Here is an 18,729-nt window from a genome sequence, read left to right as displayed (position 1 = left end):
CGGAAATTTCATATTAAACCGCCTCCATTTTAATTGGCTTCTCTAAATAATGTTGCTTTAATTTTTCTTGGGCTTCTAGAACAAATTTCTGCATGTTTTTAACATGCTCTTGGTTATCTCCAGCTTTAGTATATCCTGATAGTTTTTCCCAATGATTGAGTTCTGCCTGTAAAGCGAATAATTTCTTTTCCCACTCAGCTTCATCATTAGATGCTTTTTCTTGAGAAACTTCTGGCTTAGGTTCTTCCTTAAATTTATAATCGTGTTTTAAGGCGCTAATAAAATATGGGATAGGATAAAAACCTGTCCGCTCTTTTTTTGCATATTTCTTGGTATAGTTAATCTTCTCTTGAATATACTCTTCTGAGTAGTTATTTATAATATTTTCTAATATTGACTCATTTAATATGCCAAAAGTTGATTTTATTTCTTTATGTATCTGCTCATTTTCACGATCAATACAGCTGACTTCTGATATTATTGTATTTTTTTTGTTCTTAACTAGAACCTCAAATCCAGTAATTTTTCTACCAACTCTTATTGGATCCAAGCTAACAGCAAAATTAGCTCGATCATTAACCTCTTCTAATGAGGGCGAAATGACATTTCTTGTAAGTTCCCGCATACTTGGATATTTATCTTCAGGAACTCCTAAAATTTTTCTAAATGTATCTAATGAAATAATTTTATTTTTTTGTAAGTTAATAAACCGTGTACTATTTTCATAAAGAGCATGACCATATTTCGATTCAAATTCAGATTGCAGATCAACGTCGATTGTACCGTATATAGATGGATTAACTAGTAAATCAAGCATGATTTTATGAAAAGAAAAATTGATGGTATTATCTTGATAGAACGTAGGCGCACCATGTAAAACTCGTAAATTTAAAAACGAGATATCTGTAGGTACCTTATCTTTCAATAAATTCCATTCTATTTTTAATGATGCCAACCCATCAATGGACTCTTTTAGATATTGGGTATTATTACTATTAAACTTGACTGCTTTTAACAGCTTAGAAAAAGGCATATTACATTCGACAGCGACCGAATTTTGATGGTTATTTATGCGACCATCTCCTTTTATTGCTTCATACAAAAGCACATTGACAATTTTCCGTTGCAATACACTCATTAAAGAGTATGCATGAATAATTGTTACATGTTTACGTATTGTTTTTTCAGCGAACATTACCCATTCCGTTTGGCCTTTTTTCTTATTTTTTCCTCATCATTCTACTCAAAATAGCAGCGCGTATTATGGCAGTTTGAGGGCCTCTTATATCAGGATATTCCTTTACAACTTCATTTCTCATATCAGAAAAAAAACATCGTTGCTTAAATGTCATATAAATTTTATCAAATACGAAATTTTCACTATTCCCTTCTGCATTGAGTACCATTTCTTTGTAATCAGGATTTTCCTTTAACATTATGATGGCTTCGTTTACCCAATCAGTTTTCTTTTTTAAATTATATTTTTCAGAATTTAACAGAATTTCTCTGAGTGACTCTTTAATTTCTTTATTAATAGTAAATGTAATAATTTTCTTATCGTCTTCATTATTATTGAGTTTCAGCTTATTCATTTTAATCACACTTCCTGAGCAATTAGAGGAATTATTTTTTTAAAGCACTCCTCAACTGACTTACCATTATTCCATTGGACATTATTGCTTAACATATTCATTTGCTCGACGATGCTCTCGTGTAGAATGTTGCTTGAAACTAAGGCATCAAAGATAATTTTGGCAATATTGGGTTTTACCTTACCTAAACTAACATTTAATTGTTTACGTCCTCTTATTTCTTTTTTTGTAACTAACGAAAATTCAAGTTCTTTTTTTAGCTTTACAATTGCATCAAAGGATAGATTTTCTATGGCTGCCTTTAAGAGAACTTGTTGATGTTCTGCGTTTTCAACTGAAATAATTAATTCAATTAATTTTACATTCTCTATTTTTCCTTCAGCAATCGCCTGCTTTATCTCTGGACTAGCTTGCAAAATCAGAATATATCTTCGAGATTGTGTTATAGACATTCCCGTTAAATCACTTAATACTTTTGATGTTATTTTCTCGCTATCACTTTTTTCTTTATTTTCGTTTAAATACTCTTTAACAATAGCCTCAATACTCGCAACTCTTTCAGCCAGAGATAAGTCTACACGCTCATTATTCTCAATCCACTGTAGAACTCTTAACTTTGAACCAACAGGTCGTTGACTTGCAATTCTTGCTATAATTTCCTTTTTACCGGCAATCGCTGAGGCCAAGGTTCTACGTTCACCAGCGATTAAACGACATTTGTTCCCAAATCTGTATACAAATATGGGGTTAATTAACTGATCATCTAGTATAGTTTTTGCTAATGACTCAAGCGATTTCCAATCATTTTTCTTTTTTGTATATTCAGGATCAGAGGGATCTATTCCATTTATTGCATCATGAAGTGTTAGTGCTAGTTCACGATTGTTTTCCGGATCAAGTTCTATTTTATCTAAGGACAATACTTCTATTGACAGTTCCCCAGCATAATCATTGGCAATTGCCAGTGTTCTTGATATGGCATCCTTTGTCTCTCCAGTTTTAACTGAATTCAGTTTGAATTTACTAACCATAGGAAGCCTCCTTTTCTTCTATTTTGTTGTATACATTATGAAATACCCTGTCATATACATAAGAGCACCATTTCTCACTTTCAATTCTAGCGAGATGTGTTTGTGGTAAGTTAAATACACAATTAGGTTTTGCATCCTCTACTACCAATTCTGAATAAATGGTTCTTTGGGCTATAGGAGGTAATAACCATTCTTCTGATTTTTCTATTGAACGCAAATCATTAAGGAACTTAGTATGTACTGCTGTTTTACGAACTTGGTTAGGTAAAATTCCCGCTATTTTAATAGTATCGTCTTTCACTCTTCTAAGTTGCTCTTGTGAAATTGCTTGGATCATGCCTATGGTTCCATTAATACCATATTGTTCAAGTTCAGTTGGCAATAGTCCATGAGTTGCTGCTCGCAACCCTGCCATTGTTAGTGGGCCAAACTGTGGATTCGTATCAATAATAACAAATTGGTAATCACTGTGGGTTGATAGCATTTCGGTAAATTCTTTAAGACGATTTATAACCTTTTCTTTTACATCAACTTTTAGAACACGTTGTGCATCTTCCAATAATGAAGCAAAAGAAGGAAAACAATGTAAATTGTCAACCCATGTTGGATATGGATAAATAGATTTACCTATGAATATATCTGCAATACTACTAACTCCATCCCAATGAGGATCATCTTCTGGTAAGTTGTTTGGATCCCACTCTGGATGTGCTTTAGGCATGTAACCAGTTGGGTGAGCTGGATCTCTTGTAGTCGGAATTAAGCTAGATGAAGAGTTGCCTTGTGGGTCTAAATCGATAAAGGCCCCTTTCATGTTTTTACATTTAGCTAGATATTGTGCAAGAGTGAGAGCAATAGTTGATTTGCCAATCCCTCCTTTGTTTCCGGCTGTTGTAATTACTTTCATCCATCCCCCTTTGCAATAAGGTGCTTTGTACTATTTTTTTAGACTAACTTTATTGAAACAAATTTGCAAGCGGTAATTTGTACTATTCATCTTAATTCTAAAAAAAGGAAAATATATATCTTTTTTCTTCTATTCATAAGTTCATCAAATAAAAACATCATAACCATATGATTTTAAATGATTTATATAAGAGCTATTGTGTATTTATTTGGGATTGATAGTGTAGGTTTATGAGTTTTTGTGTGTAGTAATATGGGGATTAATGGGACTTAAAATTTCATGTGTGGCTTTATGGGAGGTCATGGTGTAGGTATATGGTAATGGTGTAGCTTTATGGGGTGTTTTTAGCTTTTATCCACATTTTCTAATGTCGGAAACTTCTGACAGATACTGGATTTTTACTCTAGTACCTTTAAAATTTTGATTAGTATCTCGCATTGTGAATTTTTGTAAAATAATTATTCCAGCGTTTTGTGCGCGTTTATACTAACCGCCCAACTATCAAATAGATGTGTTTATCTTGAAGACAGAGTAATATTGCAAAAGTTACATTAAATTATACTTTTTGCATTTTTACGAGTAAGTTATTGACTTATTTTGATAATATCCTAAATTCGAGAATGGATATAAGATAATGTTATTTTCATGTTTTAGATATCATTTTTAATTGTAATAAATTACTTTCTATAAATAGAGCATCTCATTATCTGATGAATGACGGCTCCTTTAGTAAGCTAAATGTCAAAAATAAAAGAACTGTTTTCCCATCTGCGCCAGTGTATATGATTAATTCATATTTAGAATATTGATTGTTAAGCAATATATGTTGGTAATATTAGTCTTCGTATAGAGTTATCTGTTTTATCTATCTTTACCCATGGCGAAGAATATATTGTTTGGCTGAGATTTGTGTTTTTGATTAAGTGGACAAATCTTTTTTATAGCTATGCGCTTATTATCAAGATAAATGGTTGTGTCGTTTGTTATTTTTCAATAACCTATTTAACAATAGTCCTATATCTCTCAGGGCATTATATTAAATCTTTTATTTTGATGGAATAGATGGATTTCTCTACTAAATTTATTCTCCTAATTTAATCAGGCTTTTTAATGTTGAAGCAATGGCTATTACATTAATCCTAGAAAAAGCAGTTCAATCGTAACGTGAGGCTTTAGTGTGCTAAATTTTAAAGGGTTTGTGATGCTCTTAATTGTCTTTGATATTTTTTTGTTTTGGGCCGTTTGAATTTTATTAAATTTAATCCTGGATCTGTTTTAATGGCACTTTAAATTTCACGGGACCACTGTTATGGATTATCGATTTAATAAATTGTCCCCGGGGGATAATATCGTTAACTCATTGATTATAAATAATAAAAATATAATTAATTCTTTAATTAACGGTTGTGGAATGGTGTAGATTTATGAGAAAGAAAATTCTAGAGTAAATTGAAGAAGATTAACAAGAAAGGATTCTAACTTAATCGGAAAAACATAAATCTCAATAACTTAAGTGATTAAATATAAAATTTGGGAGGAAAAAACTTGAAGAATCATTTATTATACAGGGCGACATCCATGTTAATTATTTTTTCTTAACAGCAATACATTATAATTAAAGGTCTGAAATATTGGCAACTTATCATGGGTGATGCAATTGTGGCTGTAACGTAGAGGAATTACTATATGACTATTATTGATGCAAGACCTACCTGTTTTTATCATCCGATAAAAGTCATTTTTTTAGATGATAACAGAGCATTTTTGGATGCGTTAGATTTAGAATTTGGCCAAAAGTTTAATATACTAACACTTACAAGCTCAGATATGGCTTTTCATCTTATTGATAACGATTGTCAAGATATCACCCAATCAATTTTCAAATTAATGAATGATGTGAATTTAGATACTACTAATGATCGAGTTATTGGCTTTGATGTTAGTAACATGTTAAATCAGCTTTATCATAAAGCAAGGTTTGAGAATGCACCATTGTTAGTTGTGGACTATCAAATGCCCGGTATTAACGGAATTGAATTTTGCAAAAAAATTAAAGAGAAAAAAATCTTTAAAATTATGCTAACGGCTGAAGCAGATAAAGATACTGCGATAAAAGCTTTCAATCACGGTTTAATTGATAAATTTATACTCAAGACAAGTGAAAATCTATATCCAGAAATTACATTAGCTGTGGATGACCTAACTCAGCGCTATTTCAGAGAGTTAACAAAAAATATAGTTAATGCGTATGAAAACTCCATTAATAATTTATTTGATAATGAATTATATCAAAAATTATTTGCTAGTGTTCTAATACAAGCACAGGCTGTTGAGTATTATCTAGTTGATAACTCAGGTAGTTTTTTATTTCTTGACAAAGACGCCAAACCTACATGGCTTATCCTTAGACACGTAAAAGAGCTGTCAGATCAATTAGATTTAATGCGGGGATATGAGCTACCCGAACAGACCATGGCCGCTGTTACAAAAAAAGAGAAAATATTATTCTTGTTATCAGAAAAAGAATATAAAAAACCAATAGCTGAGTGGATTAACTATTTATTTGATGCGCAAAAGCTAGATAACAATTACTACTACAGTATTACCAAAGATCATTTAACTGATTCTATAGATTGGGGAAGGGTGGTTTCATATTCCTCATATCTAGCAGAGAGATAATTTGTCACAATTATTCATTAAAAAGAGATAAAAAATAATTTTCAATCTTTGAAGTTTGCTCACGTATAGCGCTCATAGAATATAAAAATTTTTCCATCTGCTTTTGGTTAATATCGACGGTATCCATTGACTGTGAAATTGTATTCATGAAACTCGAAGCAGATTTTGTCATGCTGTTGATGATAACAATTGAGTTTAAAAAATCGTGTTTTAATTTATCTTTATCCGTAGAGTTCATGTTGAATTCCCGTGTGCAAATTGAAAAGGTGGCTCTTTACCAACAATTGTTTTAATCCATGGCACTTGGCGAAATCGATCTCGCGAATGGCCAGTGGCAAGATGAACGTCAATAAACCCCTTATCAAAAAGGAGTTTTGCGCAATCCTCGCCTCTAACATTGTTTCCTAGATCTGAGTCAATATAAATAAGAGTATTCTTACAATAATTATTTATTTCATTTACGAACTCATCAAATGACGAATAGGTTGAAATACTTTGTCCAGCCTCTTCAGCCGCAAAGATCCAAGTCATTCGCATCATTTCATCATCATCAATAAAAACCACCGTATTTATAAGTTCTTTCTCTGGAGTCTCAATAATTTTAATATAAGGTACATAAGATTTTGGTATGATTTTAACGCCAATATTTTCACATCGATTTCGTATAGCAATATCTTCAAAGCAACTGGTAACTAAAATAGCTTTACCATTTAAATTAAGCTCTTCAATCACATCTAAACCATTTTTAATATCAGCGAGCAACTCATAATCCACTAAATATAATATTGGAGTTTTTGGATCAACTTTATACTGAACTAAGTCGATCGCGTTATAAAAATGAAACATTTTAACGTGTGAAATATTTGAAAACCGTTCATTCCATGCGTCATGGATGGATATATCGTCATCTAATACGACAATATTAGTACCATACCTAATATTCATTGAGTCACAGAACCAACTAGGGGGGTTAGACCTAATTAGAGTGATATGAATTTTTGTCCCAACTTTTTCTTCAGAGTGAATATGCATTGAACCATTGATCTGCTCTAAATATTGTTTAGCATAAGATAAACCAAAACCAGCACCAGTTTTCTTATTAAAGCTAAATCCTTGCTCTGTAACCTTTGGCAAGATATCGGGAGGAATGCCGCAGCCATTATCTTCAATAATAATTTCGACATGCGTAGTATTGCATGTTAGAGAGATAATAATAGAGCCATTAGAATTAACTGCCTCAATACCATTATTAATGAGATTAGATAGAACGCGCTTAAAAGAATCAGGGTGTATCTTAGAAAAACAATTATATGAGTGGTCGGACCCAAGTAAGTTGATTTGGATTTTGGTTGCGTAATATTCATATCTTTTTTCTGCAACGATATTATCTAAAACTACAAATATTAATTCTGGAGAATTATTCATATATATTTCACTACTTTTACAGTCAAGCAAATTATTTTTAGATTGTAAGAGTAGGTTATTAGCAATATCATTGATTCTTTTAGCTGCATTTCTGATCATAATGCGTTTATTTTCAGGAATCGATGTTACATCTGATAGTGCGGTGTTTATTGCCGCTAATGGTGATCGGATATCGTGAGCAACAAGCTCAGCAATATTTTTTCTTACCTCGTAATAGGCTTTTTCTTTCTGTAAATTGATTATTTCTCGATGTTCATCAATAAATTTATTAGCAATTTGTCTATATTCATTAATTTCAACTTTTGCAAAATCAACAGCATTATTACTTTGATGTGATGAAATAAAATCAAGCAAGTATTCGGTATTGTTTGCTATTTTTTTTCTCATAGAAAGGAATAGAAATAAGAAATTAAAAAGAAATATTCCAAGTACGATCAATAAAATTAACAAAAGCCCATAGGACACTGGCAAAGTATAGATAGAATTATATTGCTTACTTGCAACCACCGAGCCCAATATCTTTTCATCATTTTTAATTAATGTTATACCGGAAATTTGCCCATTATCTTTTTTGCATAGAAGGTAATTATTTTTGCTGTTTTCTTCGCAAGTACCTACATCTTCAATTTTATTTTTTAAAGGAACAAATTTTATTGAGTCTAGTTTGCGTTCATTACCTAAATTGTATAGGACTAAATCAAGAGCATCCTTATTATTAAGAAGCTGATATCTACCAATTTCATCAGTGGTAAATGAGTCATTAATAATTAAATTTCTGGAAAAGACACTCATCTGATTATGAAAATAATCTTTTGCAAGCATGAGTATAAATCCAAAAATAATAAATTGGATTAGAGCAGAATATGCCATTTTCTTGATAAAAATTGCTTTGATTGAAGAGCTTTTATTTTTCATAAGCATATCCATTGCTATTAACTGATAAAATAACGTAATTGGTCGATCGATAAAATTGACCATTATTTAAATAAGCCCCGGTAATGCCAATATAATCAGTACTTAATATGCTGTTTGTATTGACGATACCGGTTCTATTCAATGCTTTCAAAATAATCTTCATCGAATCATAAGTGTATGCTGCCAATACAGTGGGTTTTTCATGGAATTTTTGAATATAAATATTTTCAAATTTAGTTAAAGCATCATAGGGCTGTATAAAATCTAAATTGCGGATAAAATGAGAGTGAATTACTTTATCATTTAGTCGCATAAAAAATGTTTGACTAACTGAAGAACCAAAGTTTTCTGTGCCAATAAAAACAGTGCTATGGTTATTCATAATATTGGCAATTTTTGCTGATGCTATTGCACCTGACAATAAAAAAACATATTGATATTTTCGTTCATTCAAAAAAATGCTCAATTTTCCCTCTATATCGCTGTCATTTTCTAGAAAATCAAATGTAGAATATTGTACGTGTTCCTTTTTTAGAATGCTGGAATACACTTCCTTATACTTTAGCATCTCATCACGGTTAATTTCCGTTATAAGCAACACGTTGTTTATATTTTTATAGCGCTCATGTAAGTAGCTCATCATTTTTTCAGCTTGGTAATTATAGCTTGGCATAAAGATAAAAATATTCTTAGGTAATTGATCAGAGTTGGTGGTGCTAGCGTAGGAAGTAAAAATAGGAATGGTGTCATTTTTCTGTTCTTTTACAGCTAATAACAAGTCTGATAGATATTCAAACCCAATAATTGCAGAGCAAGAGTCATTTACCATTTGATTATAAATATGCATTGGCTCCAATGGTCTGTTATTATAAAAATAACTCTTAATCACAACTTTGTTAGAGAGATCATTTTCTTCTTTGGCAAGATATGCTGCATTTAAAAAAGACTGACCATATGATTTTAAATTTTCTACAATCCTACCGGTCAAACATATTTTAATTTTAGATTGTGCGTGAACAACAGGGGATATTAGTATAGAAAACAATAAGATGATTGCCTTAGAGCTATTTAATAAATTCATTTAAAAGCTCACTAAAACGATCATTCTCTTCTAGATGTGGGTAGTGAGACGATTTATTGAAAGTTATAATTTCATGAATGTTCGACAATGCTATTTGGTGTCCGTTCATGACAAAATCGTGAAAACCATTTATCCATAATTTACGTATTTTAAGCTCATTAATATTAACAGAAAAATTGGCTTCTTTTGAATAAAGATCTTTTCTTACACTGATAAACGTGTTCATATCCAATGGTAGATTGATCTTTTTCTGTGCATTTTGAACCAAATTATAATATTCTAAATTGGCCCAATATAAATAAGGTCTGTCTTTATTTTCTTGGAAAACTGGAGTTAATTGTTCTGATAGTTCCCAGATTTTATTAAGGTCAAGATTATTAATTTCATTTAATATTTTGTTATATAACTCTAAATTACTTTTTTTCAGATAGGATAGGTCTAGCATTAAATTATTCAAACGAGGTGTTAGTATTGATTGAGCGGTAGAAACAAAAACACCAGGGATGGTCGACTCATAATTTTTGTAGTAATCAAAAAGAAGTTTTGCACCATAACTATGTCCAATCAAAGCATGGATGTTAAGATTAAAATGGTCATCAAGGTATAGAATTATTTTTTGCAAATCATTTATATTATCTTGCTGTAATACTAACTTTTTAATTTTATTAGATTTACCGCAATTTCGTTGATCATACAGAATAATATTGCACTGGAGAGAATTAAATAAATTATGATGATCAATAAGATACTCTATGGTTCCACAATTGAGACCAGGGCCACCATGAATGAAAAGAGCATAAGGTAGACTCGAGCTTTTAGTAAATCTGATTATATAAAATTCTTGATGTGGCAAAATATCTTTTTTGTAAGCTTTCATTAGTAATTATTTTCTCGAAATATTCTGCGGATCCATACAATTGGGGCTGCAAATTTAATGGCGGTATTTTTTATTTCTTTTTTCACTAATGTAGTTTTTTCATTTAAACAAACTAAGTCATAGCGAGCTGGTTCTTGTCCATGCCTTAAGATCCTGACAAATACTTCATCATTGTCCGCAATAATAATACAATCTTTGCCAATGGCACTCTCAATGTTGTTGACTATTATACCGCCAACATAATTCCCAGGGTATAAGAGAGGGATCATGCCATCATCTTTTATAACGGTGTCAATAGAGTGTTGTAGTTCTCTGAATAGTAGTAATTCTTTAGCTATGTGGCTTTCGTCACCCTCTTGGATATCTAAATCTTTTGTGATTTTTGTGGCATTTTTACCAATGCCATGCATTAACCATGATTCTGTGCAATAAATATTTAACTCTTTAGCTCGTTTAACGATTTTTACAGCCCCCTGCTGGGATAAACCTCCTCCCCATGCTAATTCCCATCCTTTTAATGATTGAGCAGTAAAATTAGAATCGCGACAAAAATCTTCTCGTGTAAAAGACAGGAGATGCTCGCGTATGAATCTTATTCTCTTGCCCCGAGACTCGGGGGATGAAACATTGTCTATTACAGGATTGCTCATATTTAAATAATTCAGTCAGGTGCATGTTTATTCTATGATATACCAAAATGGTTAATAAATCTTCGTAAGAATTTACCAAAAAAATAGTATAAAAAACATCAAAATACAATGCGTTATAGCATATTAGGTATGACAAATCATTATAAATTTACCTTAATGGTAAAAAAATTATTGTAATTTTTACCATTGGCTGATAGTCTTATCTAATAAATTAGATAAATAAAAGGATTTGTTGATGAAGTTTGATGTTGAGTTATACATTAATGCTAGGAAACAAATAGAAAAAAAGTTTCAATTATTACCCTATGGTCCTAGATTAATTATTTATGAACTATTAAATCTTGCAAATCCTCTTACGGGAATTGTATCTGACATTAGTTATCGTGATCTATCAAGATCCTTAGAGATTAAAACCGCTCCAGGTCGAATCAACAGTGGTGTTCCATCTAAGCAAACCATCAGAAATTTCATAAAGTCTATAGAACATGAGTGTAGCGAATACTTTCAAGTTATAACTGAAGGGCAAAATTTAAAATTTATATTCCCAGAGGTCCCTAAGATCTATAATCAATTGATTATAAAGAAAGAAGTTAACACAGATCTTAATTCACCTAAATCCCTTATAGATTCTGATAGAGAAGGAGATTCAGAGGGAAAATCTAACATAGAAGTTAACAGAGAAGCTAACACACTAAAGAGCTCTGCAAAGAATATTAATATATTTAATATAACTAACTCAAACAAACAAACTGAAATTGCGAGCAATGATTTTTGTTGCAGCAAAAAACCAATTTGCGATGACTTTTACCCAAACACAAAAACCATCGAAATGGCATTTTCCATGGGACTAACCAAAGTAACTGACAAAGAAGAAATTCAGGCGTTTATCAAGCACAACAAAAAACAAAACACTCTATGGGCTGACTTTAATCCAGTATTCATTAACTGGCTTGAGCGAGATGCCCAATACATGCAAAAACAACTACAAAAGGCACAAGGACAATTAAGGAGTCATCACAATGAGCGTGGTACAAATCAAAGCACTCTTAACCAAACAGCACTTGAGCGAGTCAGCGAACATCATGGCATTTCAATCGACTCACTCTGGGACACCTCAGGCAATGAACTCAACTCCGGTTCATTTATCGAAGGAACACTTGTCCAGCCTCTGGATGAAGCTGACTGCAATATACGGGCAACTTTTTATCAGTAAGCATGGAGTGAATGATACAGGAGTTTGGTTTGCTGCACTTAAAGATTTAACTCCAAAAGCATTAGACAGTGGTGTGGAGCGATTAATGACATTGAGTAAAGGCGACAAGTTTTGTGAATTTCCACCCAATTGCCTGCAGTTTCGAGCTTTGTGTCTTGGCTTTTATAGTGATTTGCGCCTGCCTTCTGCTGCCGAGGCGCATAGGGAGGTTTTAAACAGCGCTTATTCAACGAACCCAAACTGGAGTCATGCAGTGGTTAAATTTACTGCCAAAAGACTGGGGCTTAAATTTCTGGAAATTGATAATGAAGGCCATTCTTTTGCAGTATTTAAAGAGGCATATGAACGGGTATGTCATTTAATGAGACAAGGACACCAGATCCCGGAAATTAAAGAGAAGGTGCTGTGCACTTTGCCTCAATCAAAAGACATTGCAACAACACACCTTGCGAAAATTCGCCAGTTATTGGGAGTTGCATGATGAAACAAATTCCATGTTTAAAACTGTTTACAAAGGAAGAGCTGTACTGTCTTTTAAACGCCTGCTCTGAGTCATTAGCTCTGGCCTATCAGGAAATCCCTGAATGCGATTTCTGGCACATTGCAATGGAGGCACGATTGGCATGCGAAGCGCTTCGATTCGAGATTGATTCACAAAAAAAAGAATATTCAATTCACTAACCAATAAAAGGAACACAGCATGTTAATACTTACACGTAGAATAGGCGAAACCGTACTAATCAATGATGACATTTATATCACCGTGCTCGGTGTTAAGGGTAATCAAGTCCGCTTAGGGTTCGATGCACCACAAGATGTAATTATTCATCGTCAGGAAATACATCAAAAAATTAAAAAAGAACAATCTCTGTTTTTAAATAAGCCTGGTCAGTGGAAGGAAGCACGGGGCGTACAGACTCATTAACCATTCAAATCACCATACTAACGAGTTAAGGGAATAATATGAAACCATGCATTAACCAGATACAAAAGGCAATTACCACTTTAGCTTTAACTGGATCTTTTGCCCTGTTGGTGAGCTGTGCTGCAACATCAACAGTGATCGAACATCGTAACTTAGAAACAGATACAAAACTCAGCCAAACGATTTTTCTTGATCCTGTGGCTCAAAGTCAAAAAACGATTTACATCACAATTAAGAATACTTCTCAAGAGTCATTATCCATTGATAAGTCACTAAAGCAGGCATTAGAAGAACATGGCTATAAAGTGGTTGGAAATCCATCCAAAGCCCATTACCTGCTGCAGGCCAATATTCTTAAGGTGGGAAAAATGAGCGCGTCTGCAAGCCAATCCGCGCTAGGTGGCGGGTATGGCAGTGCATTGGCAGGGGCAGCAACAGGAACTGCACTGGGTGCATTAAGCGGTCATTCAAGCACCATGATTGGTGCAGGTATTGGTGGGGGAATTATTGGTTTGGCTGCAGATTCTCTAGTCAAGGCAGTGAATTACACGATGATTACCGATGTACAAATTTCTGAGCGCGTTGGAAAAGGTACTGTTCATGAGCAGTTTAATTCCAACCTTCAAAATGGCACTGCATCTGGAACCACACAGACATTGAGCAAACACAGTGATTACCAACGCTATAGAACGCGGGTGGTATCCAATGCCGATAAAGTCAATCTGAGTTTTGCAGAAGCACGACCCGCATTGGAACAAGGTCTGGTAAAAACATTAGCGGGCATTTTTTGATGCAGCCTGATTAGAGCTTCATGAAAAAAGTGCATAGGATTTAAAAAACAATAATGAGTTAAAGAGGGAATAGTAATGAGAATCAATGTAATAGCAGGACTTATCATCACCGCACTGGGTTCACCCTGTGCTGTTGCAACCAGTTCGAATCACTACGATTTAGAAAGACCAATTTTTGATACGTCTTATCAACTCAACCAGATTGCCAAAGAAAACAATTCCGATTTATGTTCTGGAGATGTCGCAATTGCTGCAGCCTACCTGGAATCAGCAGGAGCCCAATTGCAGCATCATAAAAAAGACAGTGCAGTTGTTTCTATGGCTTATGGATACAATGAATTAAAAGCAATCAGCAATGTAAGAAGCTACTGTACACATTTATCACCGAAGGTAAAACCCTATCTTGCACGAGTTATTGTGATGAAAAGTGAACTTGAGAACATCAACATACCAGAAACAGACCAAACATCGGACTAATTTTAAAAGCTTAAGTTCATAACAAAAATAAAAGGAGCGCTCAATGAACCCAATTAAAACACTCATGCTGTCGATGACCCTCATCGTTGTGAGTGGAGTTATTCATGCAGAGCCCACAACACTGCCTGAAAACAATTTTAAGATTAATCAGAATCTGACTGCCGTTTCAACTGAAAATGATGAACAGGATGTCGAATATTTTAAACACATTCTTTCCAGTGGAGCGCTTTTTACGCTTTTGCTAGCAATGGATAAGGAGGTTCCTGACATAGCAAAAGCAGTTGAGTATGTGGCTTTGTTCAAAAAACTGGATTCTGCAAATCACCTACTGACGCAAATTTTAGTTGAACTTAAAAAGAACAACCACCTATTAAGTCAAAGCATGCTTGATAAAGGAGTAACCATGGATGGATAAGCGCTCTTTATAAAACCACAAAAACACGATTCATTAAATAAAAAGAATAAAAAATGAGCACAAATTGGGGCTCAGGGGGATTTTTTTAACCAAAAAAGGAGAATGTGATGAACTATAGAACAGCAATGAACGATTTGAGCATTAAAGGATATCTGTATGCCAGGCAGCTGCTCCCTTTTTTAATGATTGGTTTGGCACTGTTGTGTTTGATGCCAGACTCCTGTTTTGCTGCTGAGAATCGGCTTTCTGGATTAAAAGAGGAAGTAAAGGCAACCTTTGGAGCGGATTCAGATCTCCCTTATTTTCTTTTGTTAGCAGAAGGGCTTGCAGGGGCTTATGCCTACATCAAAACCAAAAATATCGCAGTCCTTGCGGGTGTTCCTGTATTGATGGTGTTTACTCACTGGGCATTGAAATAATGGCTCGCAACTACCAAACCTTTATGCTCTCTGATGAGCCTAAAATTGCGGGTATTCCTGTTACCACAGGCCTGCCCATTTTTTTACTCACGGGAATTGGGCTTTTAACAGGACTTGCCTATCAGCTTTTTATGATAGGCGCAGCCCTAAGCGTTGCGATGCATATCAAGTATGGAGGACTGCCTCTGCGGAGTCTGTTTGCCATCGTATACTGGTCGCTGCCTCACAGGTTAACGTCCCTTGTATTTCGAGCTTTTCCCGATTCTGCCAACCGAATTTATATCAGGTGATTTAATGGATACTTCATTTCGTGATAATGCGATTGCAAAAAACAGACTGTTATTCAAGCTGACACTGATTTGGGCGCTATCGAGTACGTTTGCAATTATTGTCCTTTGCGCCTTAAATTTTTATACCTTACTGCATAAGCAGGTTCACTGGCTTCCAGTGTGTACTGGTCTAGAGTTTAGCATTGGTGATAAAGGCTATTCACCCGAATACCTGAAAGAAATGACGCAGAAAGCTGCTGACTTACGCCTGACCTACAATCCTGAGACCATTGATGCACGCTACACCATGCTGTCTCATCTGATTCCAGCGAAATACCAGGAATCGTTTTCCAAACTATTGGATGCCGAGCGAAAAACAGTACATGAAAAAAATGTAAGCTCAGTTTTTTATGTTGAAAAAGTATCCGTGGATGTCTCTAAAAATCAAGGTCAAATCGAAGGGCAATTGTATCGCACAAGCCATGGGCTTCAATTAAAGCCACAACACAAAATGTATCGAGTGCAGTTTTCACATCAATCAGGCCTTTTAAATCTTGTGTCCATTCAGGAGATACACCATGACTAACTCAATTTATGATCAAGTTAAAAAAAACATTCTTCTTATAAGTTGTTTGTGCTCAGGAATTGTTTGTGCAAGCACAGCTCCTTCGGTCATCGCTTTTGAAGAAGGAGAGCAGTTTAATCTGACCTTATCGAGTATTAACTTTAATCGTGTGTTTGTTGAAGGGGAATCGATCACTAAATTAAGTTACCCAGAGCATGCTATTACAGTAGATAAAAGTGAGATGGATAACCCTGAAAGCACGGATTCTTCGGTGTATATAAAGCCCAATTTTCAAGTTCCCATTACCCTGTTCCTAACTACAGATAAAGGACATCACGTATCACTTACCCTGACACCTGATGAATCGGTTGGAAAAACCTTAAGGCTTGTGCCGCGCGCTCAAACAAAATTGAAATTTGTGAAACTGGATACCCCTGATGCCAGTGAAGTAGATGAGGCAATCGCTGCCATGAAAGCAGGGGAGACCCCCAAAGAATTTAATGAGAAACGAATTACTCCACGTTCTTTTTACATTAAAAAAAACATTAAGGTAACTCTTGAAAAACAATATCAGGGGAAGCGTTTCACCGGCTTTATCTATCGGTTAGAAAATACATCAAATCATGAGCTGGCGCTTACAACCGCCTTATTTGCCCATAAGGACGCAGAATCCCTGTCATTAAGTGATGAGGCGCTCCCACCTAAAAAAATCGCTTATTTATATGGGTTATACAGCAATCAGGGATAAACCAGAAGCTGCTTAAAATGAGTTGGAAGGAGAGTAGGTAATGTTTAAAAAAATAAAACAATGGTTGACGCTAAAACCTCAAAACGCCAATAAACTGGCCAAAAAGGAACAATTGAAGCACGCAGCCATTTTATTACTGGTGGGTGGGGCATCCTATGGATTTTATTGTTACTCATCAGCTGAGAAAAAAAAACCAGTCCACCAGGAAGAAGCTCCGTTCGAGAGTATTTTTGAAAGTACTTTTAATCAGGGCAGTGACGAAGCACTCCTTCTGCAACAGCAGCAACAAATTGATTCTTTAAAAGAGTTAGTGGCAGAACATCATAAAAAACAGCAGGAAGCAGCACCTGTGAAAACAGAAAATTCGGAAACAAAAGCTTTGATCCAGGCCATGAAAGAACAGCTTTCACACCTTGAAGAAGAAAATAAAAAAATGAACGAACAATTACAGGTTGCACTGGTTTCTACCCGTCAGGCAAGCCTGGTCACCGTTAGGCCGCCAACTCGTGAAGAAATGGAAGCACAGCAAAAGAAAAAGCATCAGGCAGAGCGCGAACTGCTCGCAAAATCAGGACTGGAAACAGTGCAATTTAACAACCGGAAGAAAAAAAACAAGGAAGTGCGAACCTCTAAAAATTATGTTTGGGCGGGAACCTTTGTTGAAGGGGTGTTGCTGACTGGGGTTTTAGGTGATGCAGGAATAAACGGCTCAAAAAACATGGGAACTGCTTTAATCCGCCTTACCAGCGGAGGAATCATGCCCAACAATCAGCGTTCTCATCTGGAAGACTGTGTCGCCCTGGTATCCACTTATGGTGATTTATCAGGAAGTTCCGTGGTGATGCATTTAGAAACACTGTCTTGCGCAGGAAACAACATCAATTTTGAACAAAAGGCCTACGGCTCTGTATTTGATTTGGATGCCATGCAGGATTTACGCGGAACATCCATTCTAAAAACAAAGCCGCTCTTAACCTATTCGGCAGCGGCAGGCATGCTGGCAGGATTTGGTGATGGCTTAAAGAATTTAAATACCGCTCAAACAATCAATCCGGGGGCTGGCACCATTACGACCTACGGGCAGGCATCAACCCTTGCTCAATCGGCTGCTGGTGGTGCGCTTAGTAATCCTGCCAATCGTATTTCAGACTATGTAATGCGCATTGCTGATATTTATCATCCACTGGTTGTGGCACGTGCTGGTCGTCGTGTGTCCGTTTTATTTACTAAAGGCTTTTGGATAGACAAAGAACATCAGGTGTACGAGTCAGGACGCGCTATCAATGAAGGACATGCCCAAAACGAGTCTGGGGTTACAACCACTGTAAGCCGTGCCTATGAATTAAATACACACCCTGTGAATGGCGCTTCATTGATGCAGTCCAATAATCAAGAGCCCATGGTTCAAACCGTTAATCCTGTTGAGAATCCCCTCTTAAATCAACCAGGACAACCCTCTACCCCATTATTTTCAACCGTACAAAATGAGGAGCCACTTCATGACTAAACCTCTATTTTTATTGAGTACCCTTTTCTTAGTGTCGCAGTTATGTGCCTGCTCGAAATCCATCCTCGACAATCAGGATGCAAGATGTCCTTTTTCTGACAGGGGTGGTTGTCAAAGTATGGAAATGGTGAATCGTATGGTGCAGGAAAAACGCTATACACCCGATGGTCAATTCGTGCAGCAGGCAAGAATTCAAGATCTGTATTCAGATTATAAATAGGCGCTGGCACGAATACAGGAGAG

The 18,729-nt window shown here is 35.1% G+C and carries 23 protein-coding genes; 14 read left to right on the top strand and 9 right to left on the bottom strand.

The features are described 5' to 3' along the window. Positions 1–13: 13 nt before the first annotated feature. From ACWTE2_RS16680 to ACWTE2_RS16665, 4 genes are read right to left on the bottom strand one after another with little or no spacing between them, the layout of a single operon-like run. Positions 14–1,195 carry a replication initiation protein gene (locus ACWTE2_RS16680; protein ID WP_014845020.1) on the bottom strand — a complete coding sequence of 394 codons (1,182 nt, stop codon included), beginning with the start codon at positions 1,193–1,195 and terminating at the stop codon, positions 14–16. 25 nt (positions 1,196–1,220) lie between these two features. Further along, positions 1,221–1,592: a hypothetical protein gene (locus ACWTE2_RS16675; protein WP_010655311.1), complete on the bottom strand. Its 372-nt coding sequence runs from the start codon at positions 1,590–1,592 to the stop codon at positions 1,221–1,223. Between the two features lie 5 nt (positions 1,593–1,597). Then, positions 1,598–2,623, bottom strand: coding sequence for a ParB/RepB/Spo0J family partition protein (locus tag ACWTE2_RS16670; protein WP_014845018.1), 1,026 nt, complete (start codon positions 2,621–2,623; stop codon positions 1,598–1,600). Then, positions 2,616–3,530 (bottom strand): ParA family protein, encoded by a 915-nt coding sequence (locus ACWTE2_RS16665; protein WP_010655313.1) that lies wholly within the window; start codon positions 3,528–3,530, stop codon positions 2,616–2,618. The genes ACWTE2_RS16670 and ACWTE2_RS16665 overlap by 8 nt, the downstream gene beginning before the upstream one ends. Positions 3,531–5,216: 1,686 nt before the next feature. Between ACWTE2_RS16665 and ACWTE2_RS16660 the strand changes: the two genes are divergently transcribed. After that, on the top strand, positions 5,217–6,209 hold the full coding sequence (locus ACWTE2_RS16660; RefSeq protein WP_014845164.1) for a response regulator: 993 nt from the start codon (positions 5,217–5,219) through the stop codon (positions 6,207–6,209). 10 nt (positions 6,210–6,219) lie between these two features. On the opposite strand, the gene ACWTE2_RS16655 is transcribed toward ACWTE2_RS16660, so the two are convergent. From ACWTE2_RS16655 to ACWTE2_RS16635, 5 genes are read right to left on the bottom strand one after another with little or no spacing between them, the layout of a single operon-like run. Next, on the bottom strand, positions 6,220–6,447 hold the full coding sequence (locus ACWTE2_RS16655) for a hypothetical protein (protein ID WP_019350432.1): 228 nt from the start codon (positions 6,445–6,447) through the stop codon (positions 6,220–6,222). Continuing rightward, complete coding sequence (locus ACWTE2_RS16650) at positions 6,444–8,549, bottom strand: sensor histidine kinase (RefSeq protein WP_041174156.1); 2,106 nt, start codon at positions 8,547–8,549, stop codon at positions 6,444–6,446. The genes ACWTE2_RS16655 and ACWTE2_RS16650 overlap by 4 nt, the downstream gene beginning before the upstream one ends. Next, entirely contained in the window at positions 8,539–9,630 is a 1,092-nt protein-coding gene (locus tag ACWTE2_RS16645) for an ABC transporter substrate-binding protein (protein WP_014845162.1), read from the bottom strand. Before ACWTE2_RS16645 ends, ACWTE2_RS16650 begins: the two co-directional genes overlap by 11 nt. Then, the gene (locus tag ACWTE2_RS16640) at positions 9,614–10,507 is read right to left on the bottom strand and encodes an alpha/beta fold hydrolase (protein ID WP_014845161.1); all 894 of its coding nucleotides are present in this window, start codon (positions 10,505–10,507) and stop codon (positions 9,614–9,616) included. The genes ACWTE2_RS16645 and ACWTE2_RS16640 overlap by 17 nt, the downstream gene beginning before the upstream one ends. Continuing rightward, positions 10,507–11,157: a helix-turn-helix domain-containing protein gene (locus ACWTE2_RS16635; RefSeq protein ID WP_014845160.1), complete on the bottom strand. Its 651-nt coding sequence runs from the start codon at positions 11,155–11,157 to the stop codon at positions 10,507–10,509. The genes ACWTE2_RS16640 and ACWTE2_RS16635 overlap by 1 nt, the downstream gene beginning before the upstream one ends. 235 nt (positions 11,158–11,392) lie before the next feature. On the opposite strand from ACWTE2_RS16635, the gene ACWTE2_RS16630 reads away from it, so the two are divergent. From ACWTE2_RS16630 to ACWTE2_RS16570, 13 genes are all read left to right on the top strand, one after another. Next, positions 11,393–12,370, top strand: coding sequence for a hypothetical protein (locus ACWTE2_RS16630; RefSeq protein ID WP_014845159.1), 978 nt, complete (start codon positions 11,393–11,395; stop codon positions 12,368–12,370). Then, the gene (locus ACWTE2_RS16625; RefSeq protein WP_014845158.1) at positions 12,330–12,851 is read left to right on the top strand and encodes a hypothetical protein; all 522 of its coding nucleotides are present in this window, start codon (positions 12,330–12,332) and stop codon (positions 12,849–12,851) included. Before ACWTE2_RS16630 ends, ACWTE2_RS16625 begins: the two co-directional genes overlap by 41 nt. Further along, complete coding sequence (locus ACWTE2_RS16620) at positions 12,848–13,051, top strand: hypothetical protein (RefSeq protein WP_014845157.1); 204 nt, start codon at positions 12,848–12,850, stop codon at positions 13,049–13,051. Before ACWTE2_RS16625 ends, ACWTE2_RS16620 begins: the two co-directional genes overlap by 4 nt. 19 nt (positions 13,052–13,070) lie before the next feature. Then, positions 13,071–13,295, top strand: coding sequence for a carbon storage regulator CsrA (gene csrA / locus ACWTE2_RS16615; protein WP_014845156.1), 225 nt, complete (start codon positions 13,071–13,073; stop codon positions 13,293–13,295). Between the two features lie 38 nt (positions 13,296–13,333). After that, complete coding sequence (locus tag ACWTE2_RS16610) at positions 13,334–14,086, top strand: complement resistance protein TraT (RefSeq protein WP_014845155.1); 753 nt, start codon at positions 13,334–13,336, stop codon at positions 14,084–14,086. 75 nt (positions 14,087–14,161) lie between these two features. Continuing rightward, positions 14,162–14,563, top strand: a complete 402-nt coding sequence (locus ACWTE2_RS16605) for a hypothetical protein (protein WP_014845154.1) — start codon at positions 14,162–14,164, stop codon at positions 14,561–14,563. Positions 14,564–14,606: 43 nt separating this feature from the next. After that, positions 14,607–14,978 carry a hypothetical protein gene (locus ACWTE2_RS16600; protein ID WP_014845153.1) on the top strand — a complete coding sequence of 124 codons (372 nt, stop codon included), beginning with the start codon at positions 14,607–14,609 and terminating at the stop codon, positions 14,976–14,978. 107 nt (positions 14,979–15,085) lie between these two features. Next, on the top strand, positions 15,086–15,397 hold the full coding sequence (locus ACWTE2_RS16595) for a type IV conjugative transfer system pilin TraA (protein WP_014845152.1): 312 nt from the start codon (positions 15,086–15,088) through the stop codon (positions 15,395–15,397). Next, entirely contained in the window at positions 15,397–15,687 is a 291-nt protein-coding gene (traL, locus tag ACWTE2_RS16590) for a type IV conjugative transfer system protein TraL (RefSeq protein ID WP_014845151.1), read from the top strand. The genes ACWTE2_RS16595 and traL overlap by 1 nt, the downstream gene beginning before the upstream one ends. 4 nt (positions 15,688–15,691) lie before the next feature. Next, positions 15,692–16,252 (top strand): TraE/TraK family type IV conjugative transfer system protein, encoded by a 561-nt coding sequence (locus ACWTE2_RS16585; protein WP_041174155.1) that lies wholly within the window; start codon positions 15,692–15,694, stop codon positions 16,250–16,252. Further along, the gene (gene traK, locus ACWTE2_RS16580; RefSeq protein ID WP_014845149.1) at positions 16,245–16,979 is read left to right on the top strand and encodes a type-F conjugative transfer system secretin TraK; all 735 of its coding nucleotides are present in this window, start codon (positions 16,245–16,247) and stop codon (positions 16,977–16,979) included. The genes ACWTE2_RS16585 and traK overlap by 8 nt, the downstream gene beginning before the upstream one ends. A 40-nt stretch (positions 16,980–17,019) precedes the next feature. Then, entirely contained in the window at positions 17,020–18,486 is a 1,467-nt protein-coding gene (locus ACWTE2_RS16575; RefSeq protein ID WP_014845148.1) for a TraB/VirB10 family protein, read from the top strand. Beyond that, on the top strand, positions 18,479–18,706 hold the full coding sequence (locus ACWTE2_RS16570; RefSeq protein WP_014845147.1) for a hypothetical protein: 228 nt from the start codon (positions 18,479–18,481) through the stop codon (positions 18,704–18,706). Before ACWTE2_RS16575 ends, ACWTE2_RS16570 begins: the two co-directional genes overlap by 8 nt. Positions 18,707–18,729: the final 23 nt, after the last annotated feature.

This window comes from Legionella nigrisilvae (genome assembly GCF_977063395.2).
Note: the sequence above shows the minus strand (reverse complement) of the source record. Positions and strands in the feature narration are given on the sequence as shown.

Bases quoted from the DNA above. Each gene is read 5' to 3' on its own strand.
- ACWTE2_RS16630 (WP_014845159.1), top strand. From the start codon at position 11,393: ATGAAGTTTGATGTTGAGTTATACATTAATGCTAGGAAACAAATAGAA.
- ACWTE2_RS16610 (WP_014845155.1), top strand. From the start codon at position 13,334: ATGAAACCATGCATTAACCAGATACAAAAGGCAATTACCACTTTAGCT.
- ACWTE2_RS16665 (WP_010655313.1), bottom strand. From the start codon at position 3,530: ATGAAAGTAATTACAACAGCCGGAAACAAAGGAGGGATTGGCAAATCA.
- ACWTE2_RS16635 (WP_014845160.1), bottom strand. From the start codon at position 11,157: ATGAGCAATCCTGTAATAGACAATGTTTCATCCCCCGAGTCTCGGGGC.
- ACWTE2_RS16680 (WP_014845020.1), bottom strand. From the start codon at position 1,195: ATGTTCGCTGAAAAAACAATACGTAAACATGTAACAATTATTCATGCA.
- ACWTE2_RS16660 (WP_014845164.1), top strand. From the start codon at position 5,217: ATGACTATTATTGATGCAAGACCTACCTGTTTTTATCATCCGATAAAA.
- ACWTE2_RS16570 (WP_014845147.1), top strand. From the start codon at position 18,479: ATGACTAAACCTCTATTTTTATTGAGTACCCTTTTCTTAGTGTCGCAG.
- ACWTE2_RS16595 (WP_014845152.1), top strand. From the start codon at position 15,086: ATGAACTATAGAACAGCAATGAACGATTTGAGCATTAAAGGATATCTG.
- ACWTE2_RS16620 (WP_014845157.1), top strand. From the start codon at position 12,848: ATGATGAAACAAATTCCATGTTTAAAACTGTTTACAAAGGAAGAGCTG.
- ACWTE2_RS16675 (WP_010655311.1), bottom strand. From the start codon at position 1,592: ATGAATAAGCTGAAACTCAATAATAATGAAGACGATAAGAAAATTATT.
- ACWTE2_RS16575 (WP_014845148.1), top strand. From the start codon at position 17,020: ATGTTTAAAAAAATAAAACAATGGTTGACGCTAAAACCTCAAAACGCC.
- ACWTE2_RS16645 (WP_014845162.1), bottom strand. From the start codon at position 9,630: ATGAATTTATTAAATAGCTCTAAGGCAATCATCTTATTGTTTTCTATA.
- csrA (WP_014845156.1), top strand. From the start codon at position 13,071: ATGTTAATACTTACACGTAGAATAGGCGAAACCGTACTAATCAATGAT.
- ACWTE2_RS16655 (WP_019350432.1), bottom strand. From the start codon at position 6,447: ATGAACTCTACGGATAAAGATAAATTAAAACACGATTTTTTAAACTCA.
- ACWTE2_RS16640 (WP_014845161.1), bottom strand. From the start codon at position 10,507: ATGAAAGCTTACAAAAAAGATATTTTGCCACATCAAGAATTTTATATA.
- traL (WP_014845151.1), top strand. From the start codon at position 15,397: ATGGCTCGCAACTACCAAACCTTTATGCTCTCTGATGAGCCTAAAATT.
- traK (WP_014845149.1), top strand. From the start codon at position 16,245: ATGACTAACTCAATTTATGATCAAGTTAAAAAAAACATTCTTCTTATA.
- ACWTE2_RS16605 (WP_014845154.1), top strand. From the start codon at position 14,162: ATGAGAATCAATGTAATAGCAGGACTTATCATCACCGCACTGGGTTCA.
- ACWTE2_RS16585 (WP_041174155.1), top strand. From the start codon at position 15,692: ATGGATACTTCATTTCGTGATAATGCGATTGCAAAAAACAGACTGTTA.
- ACWTE2_RS16650 (WP_041174156.1), bottom strand. From the start codon at position 8,549: ATGAAAAATAAAAGCTCTTCAATCAAAGCAATTTTTATCAAGAAAATG.
- ACWTE2_RS16670 (WP_014845018.1), bottom strand. From the start codon at position 2,623: ATGGTTAGTAAATTCAAACTGAATTCAGTTAAAACTGGAGAGACAAAG.
- ACWTE2_RS16600 (WP_014845153.1), top strand. From the start codon at position 14,607: ATGAACCCAATTAAAACACTCATGCTGTCGATGACCCTCATCGTTGTG.
- ACWTE2_RS16625 (WP_014845158.1), top strand. From the start codon at position 12,330: ATGAAGCTGACTGCAATATACGGGCAACTTTTTATCAGTAAGCATGGA.